We start from the raw sequence: 20,712 nt of genomic DNA, 5'->3' as shown, positions 1-20,712 counted from the left end.
CACGGCGGGGCCGCGCGGCAGGAACAGCCGGCTCCGACCCGCTCGGGGGCGCGGTGCCCCGTCCCGCGCTCACCGCTCCCCGTGACGCACCTCCACCGGCTCGAAGGAGATCCGGGTGCGGGCCCCCGTGCCGGCCCAGACGACCTCGACCGTCCCCTCGCGCACCCGGACCTCCCCGACCACCGCCGACCAGGGCGCGTCGTCGGTGTCCGCGGTGAGGGACGCCAGGCTCACGTGCACGGAGGTGCCGCCGCAGCGGCCGGTGAGGCGCGGGACGCGGGCCCAGCGCGTCCAGGCCGTGCCCCGGGGGGCGCGGACGGTCTCCGGGGAGGGGTCGTCCCAGCCGTGCAGTCCGTGCAGGGCGGAGGTGAGGGACTCCTCCGGGCCGGTGGCCCAGCCGGTGTGGGTGAGACGGGCCCCCTCCGGCGCTCCCGTGACCCGGTGCACCCGCAGCTCGTGCCGGCCGTACGCCACCGTGACGCCCTCCACCCGCAGCCCCGGGACCATCGGCGGGCCCTCGGCGAAGACCGGCCGGTGCCAGGAGGCCGCCCAGCCCCAGCCGTCACCGTGTCCGGCGCCCAGGGGGTGGATGCGGCGGCGCACACTGCGCCGGCCGCCGATCTCCACCGACAGGTGGTTGTCCGGGACGTTCCCCGGTGCCGTGGGGCCGGTGCGGGTGGAGTAGGCCTGGCGTCCGTAGTGCGGGTCGTCCCCGTCCGCCGCCTCCCCCTCGTGCGGGCGGACGTGGTCACTGCCGTGGTTGTGGAGCCGTACGATCCCGTCGGCCCGCGTGGCCTGGACGAGCAGTCCCGGCGCGGGCAGCGCCAGCACGCGGTCGGACTGCTCCACCGGGGCGGCCTCCTCGCGGGCCGTCCAGAAGGCGTCGTCGGCGGGGGCCAGCAGGGCGACGAAGGCCTTCGAGGCCCAGTACGGTGACGCGGGGCCCGAGTAGCTCTGCGAGGTGGCCTCGTGCGGACCGTGCCAGCCGAGGCTCAGCAGCCCGTCGGGCGTCAGCGCGCCCCGGTCCAGGAAGTAGCGCAGGCTGCCGCTCGCGATGCGGCGCGAGGCACCCGGCGTCAGCGGGGTGTGGCCGGTCACCGCGCCCAGCGCGACGGCGGCCGAGGCGGCGAAGCGGTACGTCAGCGACCGGCCGAAGTGCACCGGCGCCCCGTCCGCGCCGAACATCAGGGCGAAGCTCTCCAGATGGGTGCGCAGCCGTCCGCCGTAGCGGGCCGACGCGTCGTCGTCCCCCGCGAGACGGGCGTCCAGGACCGGGTACAGGTGCAGGGCCCAGCCGTTGTAGTGGTCGAAGGCGCGCCCGTCCCCGTCGGCGTACCAGCCGTCGCCCCGGTACCAGGTCTCCATCAGTTCCAGGGCGCGCTGCCGGGCCGCGGCCGTCTCGGCGTCGCCGCGTCCGACGGACTCGAGGAACCCGGCGACGGTGTACGGGAAGAGGTACCAGTTGTTCGGCGCCGGCGTGTGCCGCAGCGCGCCCCGCAGCCATGCCTCCGCCCGGTCCCGCACCTCCTCGGCGAGGTGCTTCCAGAGCCAGGGCGCGGTCAGCCGCAGGCCGAGGGCGATCGACGCCGACTCGACCATCGGCTGGCCCCGGACGTCGTGGTCGAGGATCGGCGGCCAGGACTCGGTGTCGTCGCGGCCCGGGGTGCGGGTGCCGGCGGCGAGTCCGCTCGCGTACCGCTCCAGCAGGCCGTGCGGGTCGTCCCCGTCCGCGCCCGCGATGCGGAAGGCGGCGGCGAGGAAGGTGCGCGCGTACCCTTCGAGGCCGTCGGAGCGGACTCCCGAGCGGGAGGGCCGTCCCGGCAGGTCCAGCAGGGCGCAGCCGGGGGTGCTCCACCGCCGGGCGGCCGTGAGGAGCCCGTCCGCCACGGCCTCCCAGTGGGCGCGGGTCCAGCCGGTGCGAGGGCTCGTCCCGCGGTCCTCGGCGGGCAGTTCGAACGGGATGCTCATGCCAGGAAAGCCAGCCTTTCGCGTCGTACGGGGTGGAGGAAGCCGTCGCCGCGGGCCCAGCGTTCGATCTCACCGAGCGCGAGGTCCGCCAGGCGGCGCCACTCGTTGCCCTGGGAACCGGCGAGGTGCGGGGTGAGGAGGACGTTCCCGCACTGCCACAAGGGGTGGTCGGGCGGGAGGACTTCGGGGTCGGTGACGTCGAGGACGGCACGGATGCGGCCGGCGAGGGCGGCTTCGGTGAGCGCCTCCTGGTCGACGACCGCGCCGCGCGCCGTGTTGATGAGCACGGCGCCGGGGCGCAGGGAGCCGATCAGCTCCCGGCCGACCAGTCCGCGCGTCTCGGGCAGCAGCGGGGTGTGCACGCTGACGGTGTCGGAGCGGCGGAACAGCTCCGGCAACTCCACGCGGGACGCGCCCAGTTCACGTGCGGCGTCGTCCGTCACCCAGGGGTCGTACAGCAGCACCTCGACGTCGTGCGGACGCAGCAGGTCGATGACCCGGCGGCCGATCAGGGACGCCGAGAGGATGCCGACGGTGCGGCGGTGGTTGCCGACGGAGCGCGGAGTGCGCAGCCAGTCCGGCCGGGTGCGGGAGACGCGGTAGTCGCGCGCGGCCTCCAGCACCCGCTTGCCGGTGAGCAGGATCATGGCGAGGGTGTACTCCGCGACCGGCAGGGCGTTGGCCGCGGCGGCGGACGACACCTCGACGCCGCGTTCCCAGCAGGCGTCGGTGACATGGCCGCGGACGCTGCCCGCGGTGTGCACGACGGCCCGCAGGCGTGGCGCGGCCCGCAGCACGTCCGCGTCCAGGGGCGGGCAGCCCCAGCCGGTGACGAGGAGGTCGGCGCCGGCGAGCAGCGTGCGCGCCCGCGACGTGGTCAGGTCGTCCAGCACCGGGTGGGGCGCGAGGTCGCACACCGCGGCGAGGCGTGCGAGCGACTCGGCGTCGAGGACGGCCGAGGCGACGTCCGGGGACATGGCCAGTACGGCGCGGGGGCGGGATCCGGGTCCGGGCGTGGGGTCGGTCATGGTGGGGCGGAACTCCTTGTACGAGCGGTCACTTCACGGCGCCGACGGTCAGACCGCTGCGCCAGAAGCGCTGGAGCAGGGCGAGGACGAGCGCGCCGGCGACCATGAGCGGGAGGTGGACCAGGCAGTACAGGGCGACGGTGCCGAGTCCGCCGAGGAGGGTCGGGTCGGTCAGGACGGCGGCGTAGCTGCGCGGTCCGACGAAGACGGTGCGCTCGGGGCCGAAGCCGAGACCGGACTGGTCGTCGCTGAAGAAGCTCAGGTACACCGCCGTGCCGACGGGGATCAGGAAGACGGTGGCCAGCAGCAGGAAGAAGGGGGTCATCAGCACGCCGCAGGCACCCCGTCGGCGGCGGCGGGCGAGTTTACGGACGCGGTCGGCGTGGGCGGTGAACTGGGTGGCCCCGTCGGTGGGGAACAGCACGAGCCGCCGGTCGGACGCCCTGCGGCGTACGACGGACGCGAGGGCGGAGAACTCCTCCCAGGTACGCGGCACTTCGAGTCCGTACCGGTCGAAGAGGTCGGTGCGGTAGTGCATGACCATGGGCTCGACGTCCAGCGGCACGCTGAACGTCCGCCCCTGGAAGGTGGTCAGGCCGAAGGCCTGGGGCAGCAGCCCGTCCCGCAGGGAGTCATCGACCAGGTCGGTGATGTCGGGGGCGACGCCGTCGATGGCGAAGCCCGGCACCTGCGGGTACTCGATGGTGGCGACGTCGGGGGCGTTGCCGGCTCGGGCGGCGTTGCTGAGCTTGGCGTAGCCGCCCTGTGCGCCGGAGGGGATCTGCTGGAAGTCGACCTGGACGCGGTCGTAGGTGCGGTTGAAGGCGTCGACCACCTCCTGGCTGCCGCGCAGGGCGGACCAGAAGGTGGTGCGTGCGGCCCTGCGCGCACGCGCCGTGCTGCTTGATGGGGCGTCCGCTCCCCCGCTGCAGGCGCCCGGGGCTCCTGTCAGCGGCGCGGCGGCCATCGCGGCGAGCACGGATCGACGGGGTGGTCGGCCGGGCATGGCGCCTCCCGCGGCTCCTGCATGTCGGGAACATGACTGTTCGGGACACGGGAATCCTGGGCGCCCGACCGGTAAACGGTCAATAGATCGATCAGACGGGTCGTCCTGCGGGCTCAGCCGACGAACCCACCGGCACGGCAGGCGTACGGCCGCCCACCGCGGCGGAGAAGCGGTCCGTGACCGCCGTCAGCGCCCCGGCTGCGGCCGACGCGCTGCCCGGGCGTGCCGTCGGGGGCGCCGGTGCGCGCGACCGCGGGGCCGGACGGCATCGACGGCACGCACCGGATCCTGACGCCGGAGGAGCCGCGGGCCCACGAGCGGTCGGCCCGGCGGGCCCGCCGGGCCGGCTCCCCGCTGTCAGCCGGTCCCGGTCACCTCCACGGCGAGGTCGTTGTCGACGGTGTAGTAGGGCCGTACGGCGGCCCCGCCGACGGTGACCCGCGGATACACGTACACCCCCTTGCGGTCCGCCACGTCGTCGAACAGGCGGCCGATCCTGACCGGCGGCGCGTCGGCAGCGGGCCGCAGGAAGGCGTCCCAGATCCGGGGACCGGCGGTCTCCCCCACCAGATCCGCGCAGTCCACCGTGAAGGAGAAGGCGCCCTCCTCCGCCGGGCGGACCCGGTAGACACGCCCGGTCCCCCCGCCGCCGCGCGGCCGCAGCTCCACGGCGGCGTCCTCGGAGAGTTCGGCGCCGTGGAGGCGCGCGCTGACCGTCATCGTCCCGTCCGCGAGGTCGAGGGGACCGGCCTCCACGTGGGCGGCGCGCCGCCAGGTGCGGAGGGCGAGGAAACCGTCCACGGTGGTGTACGGCACCCTGACGGTCACCGGGGACGTCCGGCCGCGGGTGTCCCCGCCGACGAGCAGCCGCAGGTCCCGCAGACCGGGGCGCAGCCGCTCCCGGTCGGCGTCCGGTCCGCGCAGCAGGTACGCGTCCCAGCGGCCCTCCGCGAGCACGGGCCGGGGTTCCAGTACGGCGCGGACGTGGCCGCGGTCGTCGCAGGGCTCGAGGTCGAGGATGAGCGACGTCTCCTCGGGCCGGCCCTTCTTCGGCCGCAGCACCAGCAGCAGCCGGGGGCGGGTGGCCGTCGGCAGCCGCAGGCGGAAGGTGATCCGGCCGTCGGGGTCGGCGCAGCAGTCGGTGCGGAGTTCCGTGGTGCGTGCGGTGCTCACCGGCGCCTCCCGCGTACGGTGCGCAGCGCTCCGGAGGCCGCGGCGTGGGCGAGGTCGCGGGCGGCGTGGCCCTGCCCCAGGAGGGCGTGGCGCATCCCGCCCCGGCCGGGTATGCCGCGTCGGCCGCCGCTTCTGGCCGCCACCGCCTCCTCCAGGAGGCGCTCCGCCTGCGCCACGACCGGCCCGGGGGCGAACCGGCGTGCGTGGTCGACGGCCGCTTCGCCCATGCGGCGGCGCAGTTCGTCGTCGCGCACCAGGTCCAGGAGCGCCGCGCCGAAGGCCCTGCTGTCCCCGACCGGCACCAGCCGGCCGTCCTCGCCGTCCCTGATGATCTCGCCGGGTCCGTAGGGGCAGTCGGTGCTCACCACGGGCAGTCCGCAGCGCATCGCCTCGACGATGGTCATGCCGAACGGCTCGAAGTTCGACGCGGCCGCGCCGATCGAGCCCTTGACCCACTCGGCTTCCATGGGAGTGGCCGCACCCATGAGGAAGACGTTGTTCCACAGGCCGAGCGCCTCGATCCGCGCCCGCAGCCGGTCCTCCTCCTCGCCCTTGCCGTAGATGCGCAACTGCCAGTCGGGGCGCTCGGCGACGACCTGCGCGAACGCCTCGATGATCAGGTCGTACCGCTTCACCGGGACCAGCCGGCCGGCCGCGATCACGACCTTGGCGCTGCCGTCCGCCGCGGGCAGGACGGGGTCGGGGACGCTGTTCGGCAGCGCCTCCACCCGGACACCGGGCAGCCGCATCTTGCGCCGGTAGGCGCGGGCGTCCGCCTCGGTGACGGTGGTGAGCACGTCGAGGCGGCGGTAGGCGCGGCGCAGCGCGGTGCGCAGCGCGGGCGGATGGTTGTCGAGGGTGAGGTGTTCCTGGCCGACGCGCGCGACGCGCTGCGGGGCCTGGAGCGCGAGGTGCACGTTGAGGCCCGGGCGGGTGCCGACGACCACGTCGGCGTCCGTCCCCTCCAGGTACTCGGCGATCCGCAGGTCGGTCAGTTCGCTGTACTGGTGGTGGCGGTACTCGGCGGAGGGGAACACCCCGGCCGGTCTCCGGTGCAGCGGGTGGTCCTTCTCCCGCCGCAGGTCCACCAGCGCGCGCAGTCCCACATCGGGGTGCGGCGTGAGGTTGGGGTGCTCCCGGTGCCTCAGCACGGAGACGATCTCCACGTCGTGCCGTTCCGCCAGGGCGCCCGCCAGGTTGAACGTGGTGGTGATCGTGCCTCCGATCCCGTAGGCGTTGTGGATCAGAAAAGAGACCTTCATAGCGGTCCAGACCGCAAAAGGCTTTCAGGCGTTGTCCGTTGTTACCACTTCGTGGCCGCCATGGTCATGGTCGTTCACCTGCCGTCCCCCGGCGCTGGATCCGCATGCCGGGGCGGCGGCGGTGCACCGTGAGGTAGGTCAGGCCCTCGGTGCCGGCCGCGAGACCCCGGGTGGAGCCGTGCGGGAGCCAGGCCAGGGCGCCGGCGGAGAGGGGACGGGAGCCGTCGGGGGCGGTCAGGGTGCCGTCGCCGGCGAGCACGAGCAGGAGGACGTCGAGGTCGGGCTCGCGATGGGTGTCGACCCGCTGTCCGGGCGGGATGCGGACGACGTTGGCGTCGAGTTGCCGGCCGGACTCGGCGAGCCGCCACAGGGCGCCGGCCGGCGCGTCGTCGAGGGCCGCCAGCGCAGCCGTGTCGCACAGGATCCGCGGGAGCGGGGCGTCCTCGCCGGGCGTGTCGGGGGCCTCGCCGCCGTCTGCCGTCATCCGGTGTCACCGTCCCGTGTGCCCGGCCGCACCGGTTGTCCGCGGCCGCCTTCCGCAGGGGAACCTAGCACGCCGCTCCGGGCGGGTCCGCGCACCGGTCCGTGCGGATCCGAGGGCTCCGCGGGGCGTTCCCACCAGGGCTGGGGGCCGCGGCCGTCGAGGAGGTGACGGGGCGTCAGTCCGGGAAGCGCGCGGGGCGCGGGGTGGGCCCGCCGGTCGGTGAGGGTGGCCGCGACCGGCCGGTCGGCCCTGCGCATCGCGGTGGGCCGGACGCCCCGGGGCAGGTCGGCGAGGGAGCCGGCTCGGCCGCCCCCGGGTGAAGGGCAGCGCCGGCATCCGGAACTGCGGCGGTGTCACCCGGTCCTCGACGGCGGCCGGTGACCGCGCCGGGACCGCCTCCGGCAGCCGGGAGGCGGGCAGGACCACGCGGGTGACCGCGTCGGCGTCGTCCGGCCCCCGACGGGGACCTCGCGTTCCGGCATGCGCCCTCTGTACCTCGCCGGGAGTCCGCGCCCGCTCGTCCGGCGGACGCGGGCTCCCCGGCCCCGCCGTGCGCGGGCCGGTGTGGCGCCCCGGACGGGACGTCCGGGGCGCCGTTCCGCGGCAGCCGCTTCCCTGTGTGCCGCGGTGCTCGTGGGGCCGCCGCTCGTGGTGCCACCAGAGTGACATGCGGGACCGGTGCGGTGGAGGCGAGTGCGGGCAACGCCCGCCGCCCGTAAGGTTTCCGGGCGGAATCGAAGGGATCGGCCGTTTCGCGGCAGTGAGCGGTCCGGTCCCCTGTTCCGACGTTTTTGCGCTGTGCAATGATCCTGACGGGGCCCGGGTGCGCGTGAGCCGTGACGTCGCCGACCGGCTCCGGCACACGAGAGGAATGAACGGACGTGACCGCGCAGAGGCCGGACGACGGCGCAACGCCGCAGGACCAGGGCGGCGTGCCTTCCCTGCCCGAGGACGTCTGGCAGCGGTTCCTCACCGACAACGAGCACGCCATCCGGGCCTCCGCCCCCCGGGAACCCTCAGCGCGGCAGCGGGCGTCGGCGCAGTGGCCGCAGCCGCCGCGCGCCGACGGGGGCACCCGGGAGCAGTACGACGCGGCGGACGCGGTCGGCGACCTGTGGCACCCGGACGATCCGTGGGAGGGGCCGTCCTGGCGGGACCTGGACGCCCGCGCCAGGCTGCGCCGCGTCGGCCGGGTGGCGGGCACGGCCGCCGCGATCGCCCTGGCCCTGGGCGCCTGGTCCCTGCTGTCCACCGGTGCGGGCGCACCGGCCGGGAGGCCCGGCGACACCGTGCTGCAGCAGTCGGAGAACGTCCCCGCGGAACTGCCCACGGCGACGTCCCTGCCGGCCGGCCTGGTCTCCCCGTCGCCCTCCGCCCCCGTGGTCCGGTCCGGCTGACGCACCGCCGTCCGCGCCCGGACGGGCGCGGACGGGCGCGGACGGGACCGGTCGGCGGGCGGGGCGGCGGCTCAGCCGCCCAGCGCCGCGAGGACCACGGCCTTGGCCTCCTCCTGCACCTGACGGAGGTGGTCGGGGCCCCGGAACGACTCGGCGTAGATCTTGTAGACGTCCTCGGTGCCCGACGGGCGGGCGGCGAACCAGGCGCTGTCCGTGGTCACCTTGATGCCCCCGATGGGGGCGCCGTTGCCGGGGGCCTCGGTGAGCACCGCGGTGACCGCCTCCCCGGCGAGGGTGTCCGCGGTGACCTGCGCCGGGGAGAGCTTCGCGAGGCGGGCCTTCTCCTCGCGGGTCGCCGGGGCGTCGATCCGCTCGTAGGCGGGCTCGCCGAAGCGGGCGGTGAGCGCGGCGTAGTGCTCGGAGGGGGTCTTCCCGGTGACCGCCGTGATCTCGGAGGCCAGCAGCGCGAGGATGATGCCGTCCTTGTCGGTGGTCCACACCGAGCCGTCCCGGCGCAGGAAGGAGGCACCGGCCGACTCCTCGCCGCCGAAGCCGAGGGAGCCGTCCACGAGCCCGTCCACGAACCACTTGAACCCGACGGGCACCTCGACCAGCTCGCGCTTCAGGTCGGCGGCGACCCGGTCGATCATCGCGGAGGACACCAGCGTCTTGCCGACCCCCGCCCCGGACGGCCACTGCTCGCGGTGCGCGTACAGGTAGCCGATGGCGGTGGCGAGGTAGTGGTTGGGGTTCATCAGGCCGGCGTCCGGGGTGACGATGCCGTGCCGGTCGGCGTCGGCGTCGTTGCCGGTGGCGATGTCGAAGCGGTCGCGCTGCCCGATGAGGGACGCCATGGCGTACGGGGACGAGCAGTCCATGCGGATCTTGCCGTCCCAGTCCAGGGTCATGAACCGCCAGGTGGGGTCGGTGAGCGGGTTGACCACCGTGAGGTCGATGCCGTGCTGTTCGGCGATCCGGCCCCAGTAGGCGACGGACGCCCCGCCCAGCGGGTCGGCGCCGATGCGGACGCCGGCCGCGCGGACGGCGTCCAGGTCCAGCACGTTCGGCAGGTCGGCGACGTAGGCGCCGAGGAAGTCGTGGCGGCCGGTGCCGGGGGCGGCGAGGGCGCGGGCGTACGGAATGCGGCGGACGTCCCCGAGACCGCCCCGGATGATCTCGTTGGCCCGGTCCTGGATCCAGCCGGTCGCCTCCGAGCCCGCGGGGCCGCCGCTCGGCGGGTTGTACTTGAAGCCGCCGTCGGCGGGCGGGTTGTGCGACGGGGTGACGACGACGCCGTCCGCGAGGCCCGTGGTGCGGCCCCGGTTGTGGGTGAGGATGGCGTGCGAGACCGCCGGGGTCGGGGTGTAGCCGTCGGCGCTGTCGATGAGCACCGTGACCCCGTTGGCCGCGAACACCTCCAGGGCGGTGACCCGGGCGGGCTCGGACAGCGCGTGGGTGTCGGCCCCGAGGAAGAGCGGGCCGTCCGTGCCCTGCCGGGTCCGGTACTCGCAGATGGCCTGGCTGGTGGCGGCGATGTGGTCGTCGTTGAACGCGGCCGCCAGGGACGAGCCGCGGTGTCCCGACGTCCCGAACGCCACGCGCTGCGCCGGGTCCTCGGGATCGGGGTGCAGTGCGTAGTACGCCGTGACCAGACGAGCGACGTCGACGAGGTCCTCGGGGCCGGCCGGGCCGCCCGCTCGCTCGTGCTGCATGTGCCCACTCCTTGGCAGGTGTCGATTATCCGCTTGCGGACACATCTTTCCTCTTCTGGGCCACTCCGCGCGAGTGGGACCCGGCCCCGCCCGGCCGCCCGGGCCTCAGATCCGTCCGCCGGTCATCCGGGTGAGGGGGCCGTGGGTGTGGCGCTCCGCGCGGCGGCCCACCGCGTAGGAGGCGGCGCTCAGCGCGGTCAGGCCGGCGCCGACACCGGCGGCGACGAGCTTGCGGTTCGCGATGACCGTCCAGGCGGTCTTGGCGGTGGCGGCGACCTGGCCCGAGGTGGCGACGACCGCGCGGCGGCCCGCCTCGACGCCCTTGGCCGCGCTCTGCACGGCGCCGTTCGCCACGTCGGCCGCGCGCCCGGCGCCCGACGCGGCCGCTGACGCCGTGTCACCCGCCTTGGCGGTGGCCTTGCCGGCCGCCCGCTCGGCGGGAGCGGTCGCCTTGTCCGTGGCTTCCCGGGCCTTGGACGCGGCGGCCCGGGTGGACGCGGTCTTCTGATTCGAGTTCTTGCTCTGTTCGCTCATGGACACCGACTTGCCGCTGGCTTCCGCCGCAAACACACCCGGTCGCACGATCCGCGTCTATGCGGGCGGGGCCGGTATCCGTTCCAGCACACCGCCCGCGAAGACGTCGTACAGCGGCAGTGTCTCCAGGTGGACGTAGCCGATGTGGCAGTCGCAGGCGGTGAGCGGGCAGGGGCGCGGGCGCAGTGCCGCACGGTACGTGCCGTCGTAGAGGTTGCCGAGCTCCGCGCGGACGAAGTGGCAGCGGCGGACCGTGCCCTCTCCGTCGACCGAGATCACGGACTCCCCCGTGCGGCAGGGCGCGCCCGCGCTGGCGTGGGGACGGCGGCTGTAGGGGAAGAGCGGGTCCAGCGCGGTCCACACGTCGGCCTCGGCGTCGTCGTAGGTGCGGCCCTCGGCGGCGTTGACCCACAGGTACACCTGATCGGGCAGGTCGGCGCGCAGCCGCCGGGCCGCCTCGAGGTGCTCGGGCAGGCCGACGACGCCGACGCTGAAGCGGGCGCCGAGGCGGACCAGTTCGCGGCACTTGGCCAGGAAGCGGTCGTACGGGGTCTGGCCCGGGTGGTACGTGCACCACAGGGCGAGGGTGCCGAGGTCGGCGTCGGCGAGCCAGTCGGTGCGGCAGCTGAGGTTCGTCTGGATGGCGACGCGCCGGATGTGGGGCTGGTGGGACAGGCGCGTCAGGGTGTTCCGGTACCAGGAGCGGACCAGGCCCTCGCCCCAGGGGGTGAAGAGGAGGGAGAGCCGGTCGCCGGTCTGCCCGGTGGCCCAGTCGGCGAACCTCTCCAGGCAGGCGCGGTCCGCCCGCAGTTGCTCGCGGCTGTCGCGGCGCTTGGCGAAGGGGCAGTACGGGCAGTCGTAGTCGCACGAGGCCAGCGGGCCCCGGTAGAGGAGGGTCAGGTCCATCGCTTCCATCGGTGCGGATCTCACTTCCGCTCGTAGGCGGCCATGGCGGCCCGCACGGCCGGGGAGAACAGCTCCGGGCCGACCGCGTCGGAGTGGGCCAGGCCCTCCGGAGTCAGCCGCAGGCGCGGACCGTCGTCCGCCAGCCAGCCGCGGTCGGCGAACCGGGACAGCTCGGCCGGGAAGTCCTCCCTCGGGGTGCGGCCGCCGAACCGGGCCCGGTAGTCGGCGACGTCGAGTCCCTCCGCCTGGAGCAGGGACTGCAGCAGGTGCCGGCGGCGGGCCTCGTCGGTGTCGATGCGACGGCCGTACTCGGCGCGGGCGAAGTCGGCGGCCGGGCGGGAGACGTAGTCGTCGATGATGCCGCGGATCTCGTGCATGCCGACGGCGTAGTCGAAGGAGTAGTGCAGGCCGGCCGTGTACGAGCGGGCACCGCAGCCGAGGCCGATCATGCCGTCGGTCTGGCAGGCGTAGTCGTCCGCGCCCTGCGGCGGCGCGTCCGCGCGGCGGAACATCCGCATGGACTGCTGCCGGTAACCGTGCGCGAGGAGGTGGTCGCGGCCCAGGCGGTACAGGCGCAGCCGCTGGTCGTCCCAGGCGGGGTCCGGGTCGCCGGCGCGGCGGCCGAGGCCGGTGAGGGGGCGTATGTAGAGGGGATAGAGGTAGAGCTCCTCGGGCCGCCAGGCGAGGGCCGCGTCCAGGGAGCGCAGCCAGGTCCGCTCCGTCTGGCCGTCGATGCCGTAGATCAGGTCGATGTTGAGGACGGGGATACGGGCGTCACGGACGCGGCCGAGGGCCGCCTCGACGTCGGCACGGCGCTGCGGTCGTACGGCGGCGCGGGCCTCGGTGTCGTCGAAGCTCTGCACGCCCAGGCTGAGGCGGGTGGTGCCGCGCGCGGCCAGGACCTGGAGCCGGTCGGCGGTGGCGGTGGCGGGCGAGGCCTCCACCGACAGCGGGACCGCGCGCAGGTCGGCGCCCGCCCGGTGCTCCGCGATGTCGCACAGCCGCTCCAGTTCGGCGGCGGTGAGGAAGGTGGGGGTGCCGCCGCCGAAGGCCGCCGTGGCGAACCGCACCGGCTCCCTCTCCCCCAGTGCTTCCCGCACGGCGGTCGCCTGCCGTTCCAGGGCGTCCAGGTAGGCGCCGGTCAGGCCGTCGGGGGCGCCGATGCGGGTGAACAGGTTGCAGAAGCCGCAGCGGATCTCGCAGAACGGGATGTGCAGGTAGAGGGAGAGGGCGTCCTTGGGTTCGGCGGCCCACAGGGCGTCGAGGCGGGGCCGGTCGGGGAGTTCCCGGTAGGCGGTCTTGTGCGGGTAGGCGTAGACGTAGCTCTGGTACGGGCTCGTCGTGCCCGCGCCGTCGGCGCCGGGCCCGGGGCGGGTGGCGGTGGTCATCGGGCGGCCTCCGCGGGGGTGCGGTCCAGGAAGAAGTGGGCGTAGGGCACGGTCCACACGGACTCGTGGCCGATGCGGTGGCCGGTGTAGCCGTCCTCGCCGTAGGCGGTGCCGTGGTCGGAGCAGACGATGGCGAAGCAGCGGCGCCTGCTGCTCGCGGCGGCGAACAGACGGCCGATGTGCCGGTCGACGTACTCCAGCGCGGCGGCGTGCGTCGCACGGCTGTCGCCGTCCTCGCGGGTCGCGCCGGGCCGGTGGAACCAGTTGGGCTGGTGCAGGGCGGCGACGTTGACGAAGAGGAACAGGCGCTGCTCGTCCGGCAGTTCGCGCACGACGTGTTCCGTGCGGGCCACCTGCGCCTCGAACGAGGTGGGCGAGGCGACGCCGAACTCCGGTTCCCAGTGGGACTCCTGGAAGAGGCCGGGCAGGACCGAGCCGAGCGGGCCCTGCTTGTTGAAGAAGCCGACCCCGCCGATGCACACCGTGCGGTAGCCCTCCTCCGCGAGGCCGGAGACCAGGTCGGGGGTGTCGTAGACGAAGGTCCGCTCGGCCGTGGTCTCGCTGCCGGTGAAGCGGGCCGCGAACAGCCGCGGATGCGGGCCGGGCGCGGCGGGGGTCGGCAGGAAGCCGGCGAAGATCGCCTGGTGCGAGGCGTAGGTGAAGCTGCCCGGCGCGTGCCGCTCCTCCCAGCGTCCGCCGGGCAGGTGGCGGGCCAGGTTCGGGAGGCGTCCGGCGGCGGCGAGTTCGGCGGCGACGTCGTGGCGCAGGGTGTCCAGGGTGACGAGCAGGATGTCGTGGCTGCCGACGATCTCGTTCATGTCGGGGTGGCCCGGTGCGGCGCCTTGGTGCGGGTCGTGCGTCGGGGGCGCGGGCGTCGGTTCAGGCGCTGACATGGGTGGTTCCCGTTCTGTGCTGGTGGTGCCGGTGATGCCGGTGGTCGGAGCCGGACGAGTGCGGAGCGGTGGCGCGGTCGGCGCGGCGCAGGACCGCCGCGACCTGGGCCGCGTAGGTGTCGAGGCCCTCCGCCCCGCTGCCCGGCAGTCCCGTGAGGCGGGGCAGGAGGTCGCCGAAGGCGTTGACCTCGCCGATCGCGAACCTGCGCCAGCCGACGGCCGGGAGCAGGTCGACGCCCACGCACAGGGTGCGCGGGAAGCAGGCCGCCGCGCGCTCGCACACGGCGAGGACGTCCGTCCAGCGGGCGCCGGCCGCCTCGACGGCGTCGCGCGCCGCGTCGAGGTCGCCGCGGCCGCCGCCGAGGTGGAGGTTGGTCAGCGGTGAGGCGCCGGTGCGCACGACCGCGTGGGTGGCGCGGCCGTCCACCACCACGACCCGCAGATCGGCGGCGCGACCCCGCTGGGAGGCCTTGGGCAGCCAGCGCTCGAGGTGGAGGCCGTCCGGGGCGAGCGCGTCCACGATGGCGGCGATGTCCCGCTCCCGTTCGTAGCGGCGCACCTTGAGCGAGTTGAACAGCCTTCCGTCCGGGGCGAGTTCGACGGAGGTGGTGGCCCGGATGCGGCCGCCGCCCGACGACTCGACGGCGAGCACCCCGGAGGCCGAGGAGCCGTGCGCGAGCTTGACGAAGAGCCTCGGCATGCGGTGGTCGCGCATGACGGCGCGTACGTCGTCCCAGCCGGACGGCTGTACGGCGCCGGGCCCGGAGGTGGGTGAGCAGGGCACGGGCACGTCCGCCGCGGCGAGGGCGGCGTGGCAGCGCCGCTTGTCGAACAGGACGGCCAGTTCGTCCGCGTCGTCGAGGCGGACCCCGCCCCGCAGGCCGCGCAGCGCCCGCGTGAACCGCGCGTACCAGAGCGCCGAGCCCTCGACCCGGGTGGGATCCTGCACGCCGCGCAGCAGTCGGTCGACCTCGGGGTTCTCGCCGGGTGAGTCGAGCCGGACGACCTCGTCGGCGGTGAACTCGGCTCCGCCCGAGCGCAGGACCTGCTCCCAGGGGACGACGCGCGGTGCGGGCAGTCCGGCCGCGCGGACGGCGTCGGCGAAGAGGGTCACCCTGCGGTTCTCCGGGTTGCCCACGACGGCGAAGCGCGGGGGCGGGTCCGCGGCGGCGGACGGCGGTGCGCGGTGGGGTGCCGGGCCGGCCGGCTCCGGGTCATTCACCGACCGCGACATAGCGCTCCTCCGGCCGGTGACGGCTGCGCCGGGCGGGTGCGAGGCCGAGGTCCGGGACATGCGGTCCCAGCGCCTCGCGGACGCGGTGGACCATCTCGTCGCTCATGAAGTGGTGCCCGAGGTCGAGCGACCCCAGATGGGTCAGCGGCCGGCCGGAGAGCAGCGCGGTCCCCCCTTCGTCGCTGAGGGTGCCCATGCTCAGGTCGAGGGACTCCAGACCCGCGACGACCGCCGCGGCGGCCACCGCCGCGGCGATCTCGTCCTGGATGTCGCTGTTGCGCAGGCCCAGGTGGCGCAGCTCGGGCGCGTCCCCCAGCGCGGCGAGGAGCGCGTGGACGTCATCGGCGGTGCAGTCGCCGCCGTACCAGCTGGTGCCCAGCCACAGTTCCAGGTGGCGCAGGGCGGGGAGGGCGCAGGCGGCCAGGGCGCGCACCGGTTCGGGGGCCAGGCCGCCGGACTCGACGCGCAGTATCCGCAGCGCCTCGTGCCGCAACGGCTCGATCACCAGGTCCTCGGAGCCGCGCAGGCCGAGCTCCCGCAGGCCGGGCCAGGCGCGCAGCACCTGGCTGACGTCGCCCTGTTTGATCCAGGAGATCTCCGTCTCCTCGGACTCGACGTCCGCGAGGAACACCGCCCGCAGCTCCGGGAACCGGTGCGCCTCGGCCGTGAGCAGGTCGAGGACCGGACCGATCCCGTGCTCGTCCCACTCCTCCCACCAGGCGCCGATGACCAGGGCCACGACTTCGTCGGTGCGGACCCGGTCCAGGAACCGGCGCCACCGCTCCTCGAACGGAACCTCCCCCTCGGTCGTCAGCCGCCAGGCGACCGAGGCGGGAGCGGGGAGTTCCGGGCCGGGGCCCTTCCCTTCGCCGGTTTCGCCGGTTCCGCCGGTTCCGTCGAAGAGGCGCACGGGCAGGCCGTGGAAGCGCGTCAGGTGAGAGGGGTAGTGGCCCACGCGGATGCTCACTCCCCCACGGCGACGTAACGGTGGACGGTGCCGTCCTCCTCCTCGTCCCAGTCGGCGTCGTCCTGGCCGAGGTCCACCTCGACGCCCGCGGGTTCCAGCGTCTCGCGGAGGCGCTGCCGGAGGGCCTCACTGAGGTAGTTGTGGTGCAGGTCCAGCTTCTTGAGGTGGGTCAGCGGCTGGCCGCCGAGGAGGGCGGCGGCGCCGTCGTCGCTCAGGGTGCCCATGGACAGGTCGAGCACGTCGAGCCGGGCGACCACCGGGGCCGACGCCACGGCGGCGGCGACCTCGTCCTGGATCTCGCTGTTGCGCAGGGCCAGGTGCCGCAGCCGGGGCAGCCGGGCCCCGGACAGGATCGGCTCCAGGTCGGCGACCTCGCTGTCCGCGCCGTACCAGGAGGTGCCGAGCCACAGGTCGAGGTGTTCCAGCGCGGGCAGTTCGCTGGCCCCGACGCCGCGGACGACGCCCACCGGGAGGCCGCCGGTCTCCACGGTCAGCCCGCGCAGCGCGTCGTGGCGCAGGGCGGGGAACTCCAGCCCCTGGCCCCCGCGCACGCCGAACTCCTCCAGGTCGGGGAAGCCGGCCAGCAGCGGTGTGACGTCGGTCTGGGTGATCCAGGAGATCTCGCACTCCTCGAACACGATGTCCCCGAGGAACAGCGACCGCAGGGCGGGCAGCCGGTCACGCGCGGCCACCAGCGCCTCGATGACGTCGGAGGGGGCGGAGTCGTACGTGTCCTCCCAGGCGCCGACGACCAGGGCGCGGACCCGCGTGGTGTCGACCGCGGCGCAGAAACGGGCGAAGACCTCCGTCCACGGCGGCTCGGCGCCGTAGCTCTCGACGGCGATCCGCCAGGCCACGGCGTCGGGGTCGGGCAGCTCCGTCGTCCCGCCGGACACGGGGAAGGTGAAGGCGGGGAGGCCGTACAGCTCATCGAGGTGGTCGCCGATGGTCATGCGGGCTGCTCCTGTCGTGCGGTGACGGGTGGAGTGGGGTGGTGCGAGGGCGGAGCCGTCACGGAGCGCGAGGTGCGGGCCGTTCGGCGATGCGTGCAGCAGTTCTACCAACAGCGACTGACAACACCCGGCGGCGGGTCCGGTGACGGTCCGTTGTCAGTGGTGGCTCGTACGGTCTGCGCATGGACTCCGGAGCACCGTGCGCCGGAGCGGAGGGGAGAGCCATGTACCGGCAGGGAGACGTGCTGATCGTGCCCGTCGCGGACGAGGCGGTGCCGTCCCACGTCCCGGACGCGCCCAAGGAGCCGCGCGACGCCCGGGGGCGGCTCGTGCTGGCCCTCGGGGAGGTCACCGGACATGCTCACGCGGTGGTCGGCCGGGGCGAACTCGTGCGGGAACCGGGCCCCTTCGGGCCGTTCCTGCTGCACCTGCCGGACGGTGGCCGGGTGGTCCACGAGGAACACGCCGCGATCGCGCTGCCCCAGGGGTGGTACCGCGTGGTCCGGCAGCGGGAGTACGTCCCCGGTTCGGTGCGGCTGGTGGCCGACTGACGGGCGCGGCGACCGGGCGAGGGACGAAACCGAGCACAGGACAGGGGCGTTGACGATGACGATCACGCAGGAGAGCGGTGCGGCGGCCGAGGTCGGCGGCTTCGAGGACCGGAGGGGCGCGGACCTGACGGGACGCTGGCGCGCGTGGGCCGCGGCCGCCGTGCCCGCCGACCGCGCCGCGGCGGAGGAGGGCGTCCGGGCGGCGTACCGCAGCGCCGGGCTGGCCGAGCCCGAGCGCGTGATCTGGGCCGGATCACCGCGCGAGGGCGTGACGCTGGTACGGCAGCGGACGGACTTCGGGGCGAGCGTGCGCGAGGCGGTGCGCACGGCTCCGTGGGCGGCCGAACGCCGCCGTCTGCACGAGGAGTTGGGAGCGGCGGGCTGGTCCCGGCACTGGTCGCGGACCGGCGGGGCCCTGTGGGACGCCGCCCAGGCGCTGGTCGACCGGATCCGCGCCGGGGTGCTCGAGGACCTCGCCGCCGACGACCGGGACGCCCGTACCGAGATACGGCTGATCCTGCTGGACGCGCTGCTGGGGCAGCACGACGCGCCGTGGCTGGCCGCCCTGCACACCGACGGGTCCCCGCTCGAAGGGCCGGCCCGGGTCTGCCGCAGCGCCGGCTGGTGGTGGCCGTTCGAGAAGGTCGCGGTGGTGTGCGAACGTCCCGTCGCCCTGCACCGGGACGAGGCCGGCCGGCTCGACCACGGCGACGGCCCCGCCCTGGAGTTCCCCGACGGCTTCGCCCTGTGCGCCTGGCGCGGCATGCCGGTGTCGCGCGCCTTCCTGGAGGAGCTGCGCACCCTCACCCCGGAGCGGATCCGGACCGAGGAGAACGCCGAACTGCGGCGGGTGATGCTCGAGCACTACGGTTACGACCGCTACCTGGCCGACTCCGGGGCCCGGCCGGTGCACCGGGACGACACGGGCACGCTGTGGCGCGTCGAACTGGACGACGACGAGCCGGTCGTCATGGTCGAGGTCCTCAACTCCACGCCCGAGCCGGACGGCACCCACCGCACGTACTGGCTCCGCGTGCCGCCGCGCACGCGAACGGCCCGGGAGGGAGTGGCGTGGACGTTCGGTCTGGAGGCCGGGGCGTACGAGCCGTTGAAGGAGACGTGAGCGTCTTCCCGCGTCCGCGGGGCTGAGTCCGCCCGCAGGGGGTAATCGACAGACGTCGAGGAGGCTGGCGGACACCACGGAAAGGAGCCGCGCCATGCCGAGCATGATGGAGCGCATCAAGCAGTTCACGAGGAGCCCCCAGGGACGGCGCACGGCCGAGCAGGTGCGACGGGCCGCGGCCGACCCGCGGCGCCGGGCGCAGGCCCAGCGTCTGCTGGGAAGGCTCCGCGGCGGCCGCCGCTGACCCCCTTGTCTCCGTCTCCGCGCGGTCCGGCACGCACAGGCCCGGGCCGCGCGGCCGTGACCGGGAAGGACACCATGAACGAATCGTCGGTCCGGGCGGTGGGCTGGGCGCGCTCCCTGCCGATGGACCACGGGGTGAAGGCGGCCCGGGACTGGGCGCGCGAGCACCTCGACGCGCTGGGCTGGACCGCCACCGCCCCCGAGACGGTGGACGCCGTGCTGCTGACCGTCTCGGAGCTGGTCACCAACGCGCACCTCCACGCGCACAGCGACGCACAGCTGATCATGGCCCTGGACCAGCACTGCCTGCACCTCGCCGTGCACGACGCCTCGGCCGTCCTGCCGACGCCCCGCGACCCCGGCACGGACGCCGTCGGCGGGCGCGGCATGCTGCTCGTCGACGCCCTGGCGGACACGTGGGAAGCCCACCCCTGCCCCCACGGCAAGACCATCGTGGCCTGTTTCCGGATACCCGGTGACGGTGATCCGGAGCACTGACCGGGCGGGCCCCCGTCGGCGGGGCGGTCGCTTCGGCATACGATCGACCGGCCCCGCCCGCGAGGAGTCAAGGAGCCCCGCCCGGTGACCGCCGTCATCCCGCCGCCCCGCACCGCCGGTGGTCTGCTGCGTCTGCGGCACCAGGACCGTGTGGAGGACGGTGAGCGGCTGCGCTCCCTGCTGTGGGTCGCCGGCCCGGGCTGGCGGATGATCAGCAGCGCGGTCCTGGGCGGGGGCGTCGGCGAGCGGGCCTGGGTGCTCAACGCCCAGGTCCCCCACGGCTACCGGCGCACGGACCCGGACCGGCACCTCGCCGGCCTCGCCGCCCGTGCGGGCGCCGAGGGGCCGGGCGTCGGGCTGATGACGGCCGCGGACGTCTCGTCGTACGGTCACGCGTGCGACGGCGGCGCCGAGGCCGTCGTCACCGCCGGTGTCGACGTGCGCGGCTGGGCCGCCTCCTGGCCGGAGGGCGTCGAGGGCCCCCAGGCACCCGGCACCATCAACATCGTCGCGGCGGTTCCCGTGCCGCTGACCGACGCCGCCCTGGTCAACGCGGTGGCCACCGCCACCGAGGCGAAGGTGCAGGCGCTCCTCGACGCCGGATACGACTGCTCCGGGACCCCCACCGACGCGGTGTGCGTCGCCGCACGTGCCCCGGAGCCGGGTGTGTCCGCGCACTCCTTCGCCGGGCCGCGGTCGCTGTGGGGCGCGCGGCTGGCCCGCGCCGTCCACGGAGCCGTGCGCGCCGCCACCGCGGCCCCGACGGCCGACGCGTGACCGCTTCCCCCGTCCGGACCGCTCCCCTCGCGGCGGGCTCCTCCTCCCGTCCTTTTTCCCCTCGTCCGCCCAGGGCCGCCGGGCCCACAACCGCCCGGCCCGACGGCCCGGACACGGCGCCCGCCCGGCACCCGGGCAGGTTGCTTCACGGCGACGAATACGGGACGGTTGCCCGAGTACACCTGTTAACCGTTGCAGAGAGGTGGTGAGGTACGCGGCACGCGTGCCTCCGCTTGTGATTCCTTCCCACGACTCATCGGCCGACCCCTGTGAAGCCGACTCCGGCTCCGGTGTGACGTGGAGTGACGCCCCCTGTCCGGTTCTGGTCCTCGGGCCCGACGCGGCTCCCGTCGACGCCAATCACACCGCCCGGTTGCTGCTCCCCGGTCTCTTCGCGGAAGGCCCGTCACCGGAGGCGGTCCCCTCGTGGCTGGCCGCCGCCCACCACCGCGTCGGTGCCGGAGCGAACGGCACCGCGGCGACTCCCCCGACCGGGAGCATCGGTGACCGTCTCTACCTGGCCCGCTCCACCCCGGCCGGGGGCGGGGAGACCGCGTGGTGGCTGTTCGACGACACCGACCGGGCCCGAGCACGGGCGGAGCTCCGCCGGATCGA

19 protein-coding genes and 3 pseudogenes are annotated in these 20,712 nt (G+C 75.0%); 7 read left to right on the top strand and 15 right to left on the bottom strand.

The genetic code is table 11. The features are described 5' to 3' along the window. Positions 1-69: 69 nt before the first annotated feature. The 7 genes and pseudogenes from B7L92_RS24740 to B7L92_RS24715 all read right to left on the bottom strand — a co-directional run bounded on the left by B7L92_RS24740 (position 70) and on the right by B7L92_RS24715 (position 6,921). Positions 70-1,968, bottom strand: coding sequence for a DUF2264 domain-containing protein (locus B7L92_RS24740; protein WP_081239626.1), 1,899 nt, complete (start codon positions 1,966-1,968; stop codon positions 70-72). Next, on the bottom strand, positions 1,965-2,996 hold the full coding sequence (locus B7L92_RS24735; RefSeq protein WP_081239625.1) for a hydroxyacid dehydrogenase: 1,032 nt from the start codon (positions 2,994-2,996) through the stop codon (positions 1,965-1,967). Before B7L92_RS24735 ends, B7L92_RS24740 begins: the two co-directional genes overlap by 4 nt. A 73-nt stretch (positions 2,997-3,069) precedes the next feature. Then, positions 3,070-3,372: pseudogene (locus B7L92_RS42655) on the bottom strand (sugar ABC transporter permease); the annotation flags it as partial. A 3-nt stretch (positions 3,373-3,375) separates the two neighbouring features. Further along, a pseudogene (locus tag B7L92_RS24730) lies at positions 3,376-4,002 on the bottom strand (ABC transporter substrate-binding protein); the annotation flags it as partial. Between the two features lie 357 nt (positions 4,003-4,359). Beyond that, positions 4,360-5,175, bottom strand: coding sequence for a transferase (locus B7L92_RS24725; protein WP_081239624.1), 816 nt, complete (start codon positions 5,173-5,175; stop codon positions 4,360-4,362). After that, a complete protein-coding gene (locus B7L92_RS24720) occupies positions 5,172-6,437 on the bottom strand; it encodes a glycosyltransferase family 4 protein (protein ID WP_081239623.1) in 1,266 nt (421 codons plus the stop codon). The genes B7L92_RS24725 and B7L92_RS24720 overlap by 4 nt, the downstream gene beginning before the upstream one ends. Positions 6,438-6,501: 64 nt before the next feature. Then, on the bottom strand, positions 6,502-6,921 hold the full coding sequence (locus B7L92_RS24715) for a hypothetical protein (RefSeq protein WP_081239622.1): 420 nt from the start codon (positions 6,919-6,921) through the stop codon (positions 6,502-6,504). A gap of 881 nt (positions 6,922-7,802) precedes the next feature. Between B7L92_RS24715 and B7L92_RS24710 the strand changes: the two genes are divergently transcribed. Next, entirely contained in the window at positions 7,803-8,318 is a 516-nt protein-coding gene (locus B7L92_RS24710; RefSeq protein ID WP_081239621.1) for a hypothetical protein, read from the top strand. 71 nt (positions 8,319-8,389) lie between these two features. On the opposite strand, the gene pgm is transcribed toward B7L92_RS24710, so the two are convergent. The 8 genes from pgm to B7L92_RS24670 form a co-directional block, all read right to left on the bottom strand. Further along, a complete protein-coding gene (pgm, locus tag B7L92_RS24705; protein ID WP_081239620.1) occupies positions 8,390-10,030 on the bottom strand; it encodes a phosphoglucomutase (alpha-D-glucose-1,6-bisphosphate-dependent) in 1,641 nt (546 codons plus the stop codon). 105 nt (positions 10,031-10,135) lie between these two features. Further along, positions 10,136-10,564 carry a hypothetical protein gene (locus B7L92_RS24700; RefSeq protein ID WP_107501597.1) on the bottom strand — a complete coding sequence of 143 codons (429 nt, stop codon included), beginning with the start codon at positions 10,562-10,564 and terminating at the stop codon, positions 10,136-10,138. A 57-nt stretch (positions 10,565-10,621) separates the two neighbouring features. Beyond that, a complete protein-coding gene (locus tag B7L92_RS24695) occupies positions 10,622-11,470 on the bottom strand; it encodes an STM4011 family radical SAM protein (RefSeq protein WP_081239642.1) in 849 nt (282 codons plus the stop codon). Between the two features lie 20 nt (positions 11,471-11,490). Beyond that, positions 11,491-12,858, bottom strand: a complete 1,368-nt coding sequence (locus B7L92_RS24690) for an STM4012 family radical SAM protein (protein ID WP_081239618.1) — start codon at positions 12,856-12,858, stop codon at positions 11,491-11,493. Beyond that, positions 12,855-13,676: an STM4013/SEN3800 family hydrolase gene (locus tag B7L92_RS24685; protein ID WP_081239617.1), complete on the bottom strand. Its 822-nt coding sequence runs from the start codon at positions 13,674-13,676 to the stop codon at positions 12,855-12,857. The genes B7L92_RS24690 and B7L92_RS24685 overlap by 4 nt, the downstream gene beginning before the upstream one ends. A 61-nt stretch (positions 13,677-13,737) precedes the next feature. After that, positions 13,738-14,985 (bottom strand): STM4014 family protein, encoded by a 1,248-nt coding sequence (locus B7L92_RS24680; RefSeq protein WP_170102235.1) that lies wholly within the window; start codon positions 14,983-14,985, stop codon positions 13,738-13,740. Then, positions 14,966-15,952: an STM4015 family protein gene (locus B7L92_RS24675; protein ID WP_255311121.1), complete on the bottom strand. Its 987-nt coding sequence runs from the start codon at positions 15,950-15,952 to the stop codon at positions 14,966-14,968. Before B7L92_RS24675 ends, B7L92_RS24680 begins: the two co-directional genes overlap by 20 nt. Beyond that, positions 15,949-16,905 carry an STM4015 family protein gene (locus B7L92_RS24670; protein WP_081239616.1) on the bottom strand — a complete coding sequence of 319 codons (957 nt, stop codon included), beginning with the start codon at positions 16,903-16,905 and terminating at the stop codon, positions 15,949-15,951. Before B7L92_RS24670 ends, B7L92_RS24675 begins: the two co-directional genes overlap by 4 nt. A gap of 224 nt (positions 16,906-17,129) precedes the next feature. Here B7L92_RS24670 and B7L92_RS24665 point away from each other — a divergent pair, with 224 nt between their 5' ends. The 6 genes and pseudogenes from B7L92_RS24665 to B7L92_RS24645 form a co-directional block, all read left to right on the top strand. Then, entirely contained in the window at positions 17,130-17,456 is a 327-nt protein-coding gene (locus B7L92_RS24665; RefSeq protein WP_081239615.1) for a DUF8820 family protein, read from the top strand. A 55-nt stretch (positions 17,457-17,511) separates the two neighbouring features. Next, a complete protein-coding gene (locus tag B7L92_RS24660; RefSeq protein WP_081239614.1) occupies positions 17,512-18,579 on the top strand; it encodes a DUF6745 domain-containing protein in 1,068 nt (355 codons plus the stop codon). Positions 18,580-18,673: 94 nt separating this feature from the next. Then, positions 18,674-18,823, top strand: a complete 150-nt coding sequence (locus B7L92_RS41145; protein ID WP_004992114.1) for a hypothetical protein — start codon at positions 18,674-18,676, stop codon at positions 18,821-18,823. 74 nt (positions 18,824-18,897) lie between these two features. Then, on the top strand, positions 18,898-19,320 hold the full coding sequence (locus B7L92_RS24655) for an ATP-binding protein (RefSeq protein WP_026085413.1): 423 nt from the start codon (positions 18,898-18,900) through the stop codon (positions 19,318-19,320). A gap of 84 nt (positions 19,321-19,404) precedes the next feature. Continuing rightward, on the top strand, positions 19,405-20,097 hold the full coding sequence (locus B7L92_RS24650) for an adenosylcobinamide amidohydrolase (protein WP_081239613.1): 693 nt from the start codon (positions 19,405-19,407) through the stop codon (positions 20,095-20,097). A gap of 292 nt (positions 20,098-20,389) precedes the next feature. Then, positions 20,390-20,712 (top strand): annotated as a pseudogene (locus tag B7L92_RS24645) (serine/threonine protein phosphatase); the annotation flags it as partial.

The sequence above is a fragment of the Streptomyces viridosporus genome, assembly GCF_002078235.1.
GTDB classification, from domain to species: Bacteria; Actinomycetota; Actinomycetes; order Streptomycetales; family Streptomycetaceae; genus Streptomyces; species Streptomyces viridosporus.
Note: the sequence above shows the minus strand (reverse complement) of the source record. Positions and strands in the feature narration are given on the sequence as shown.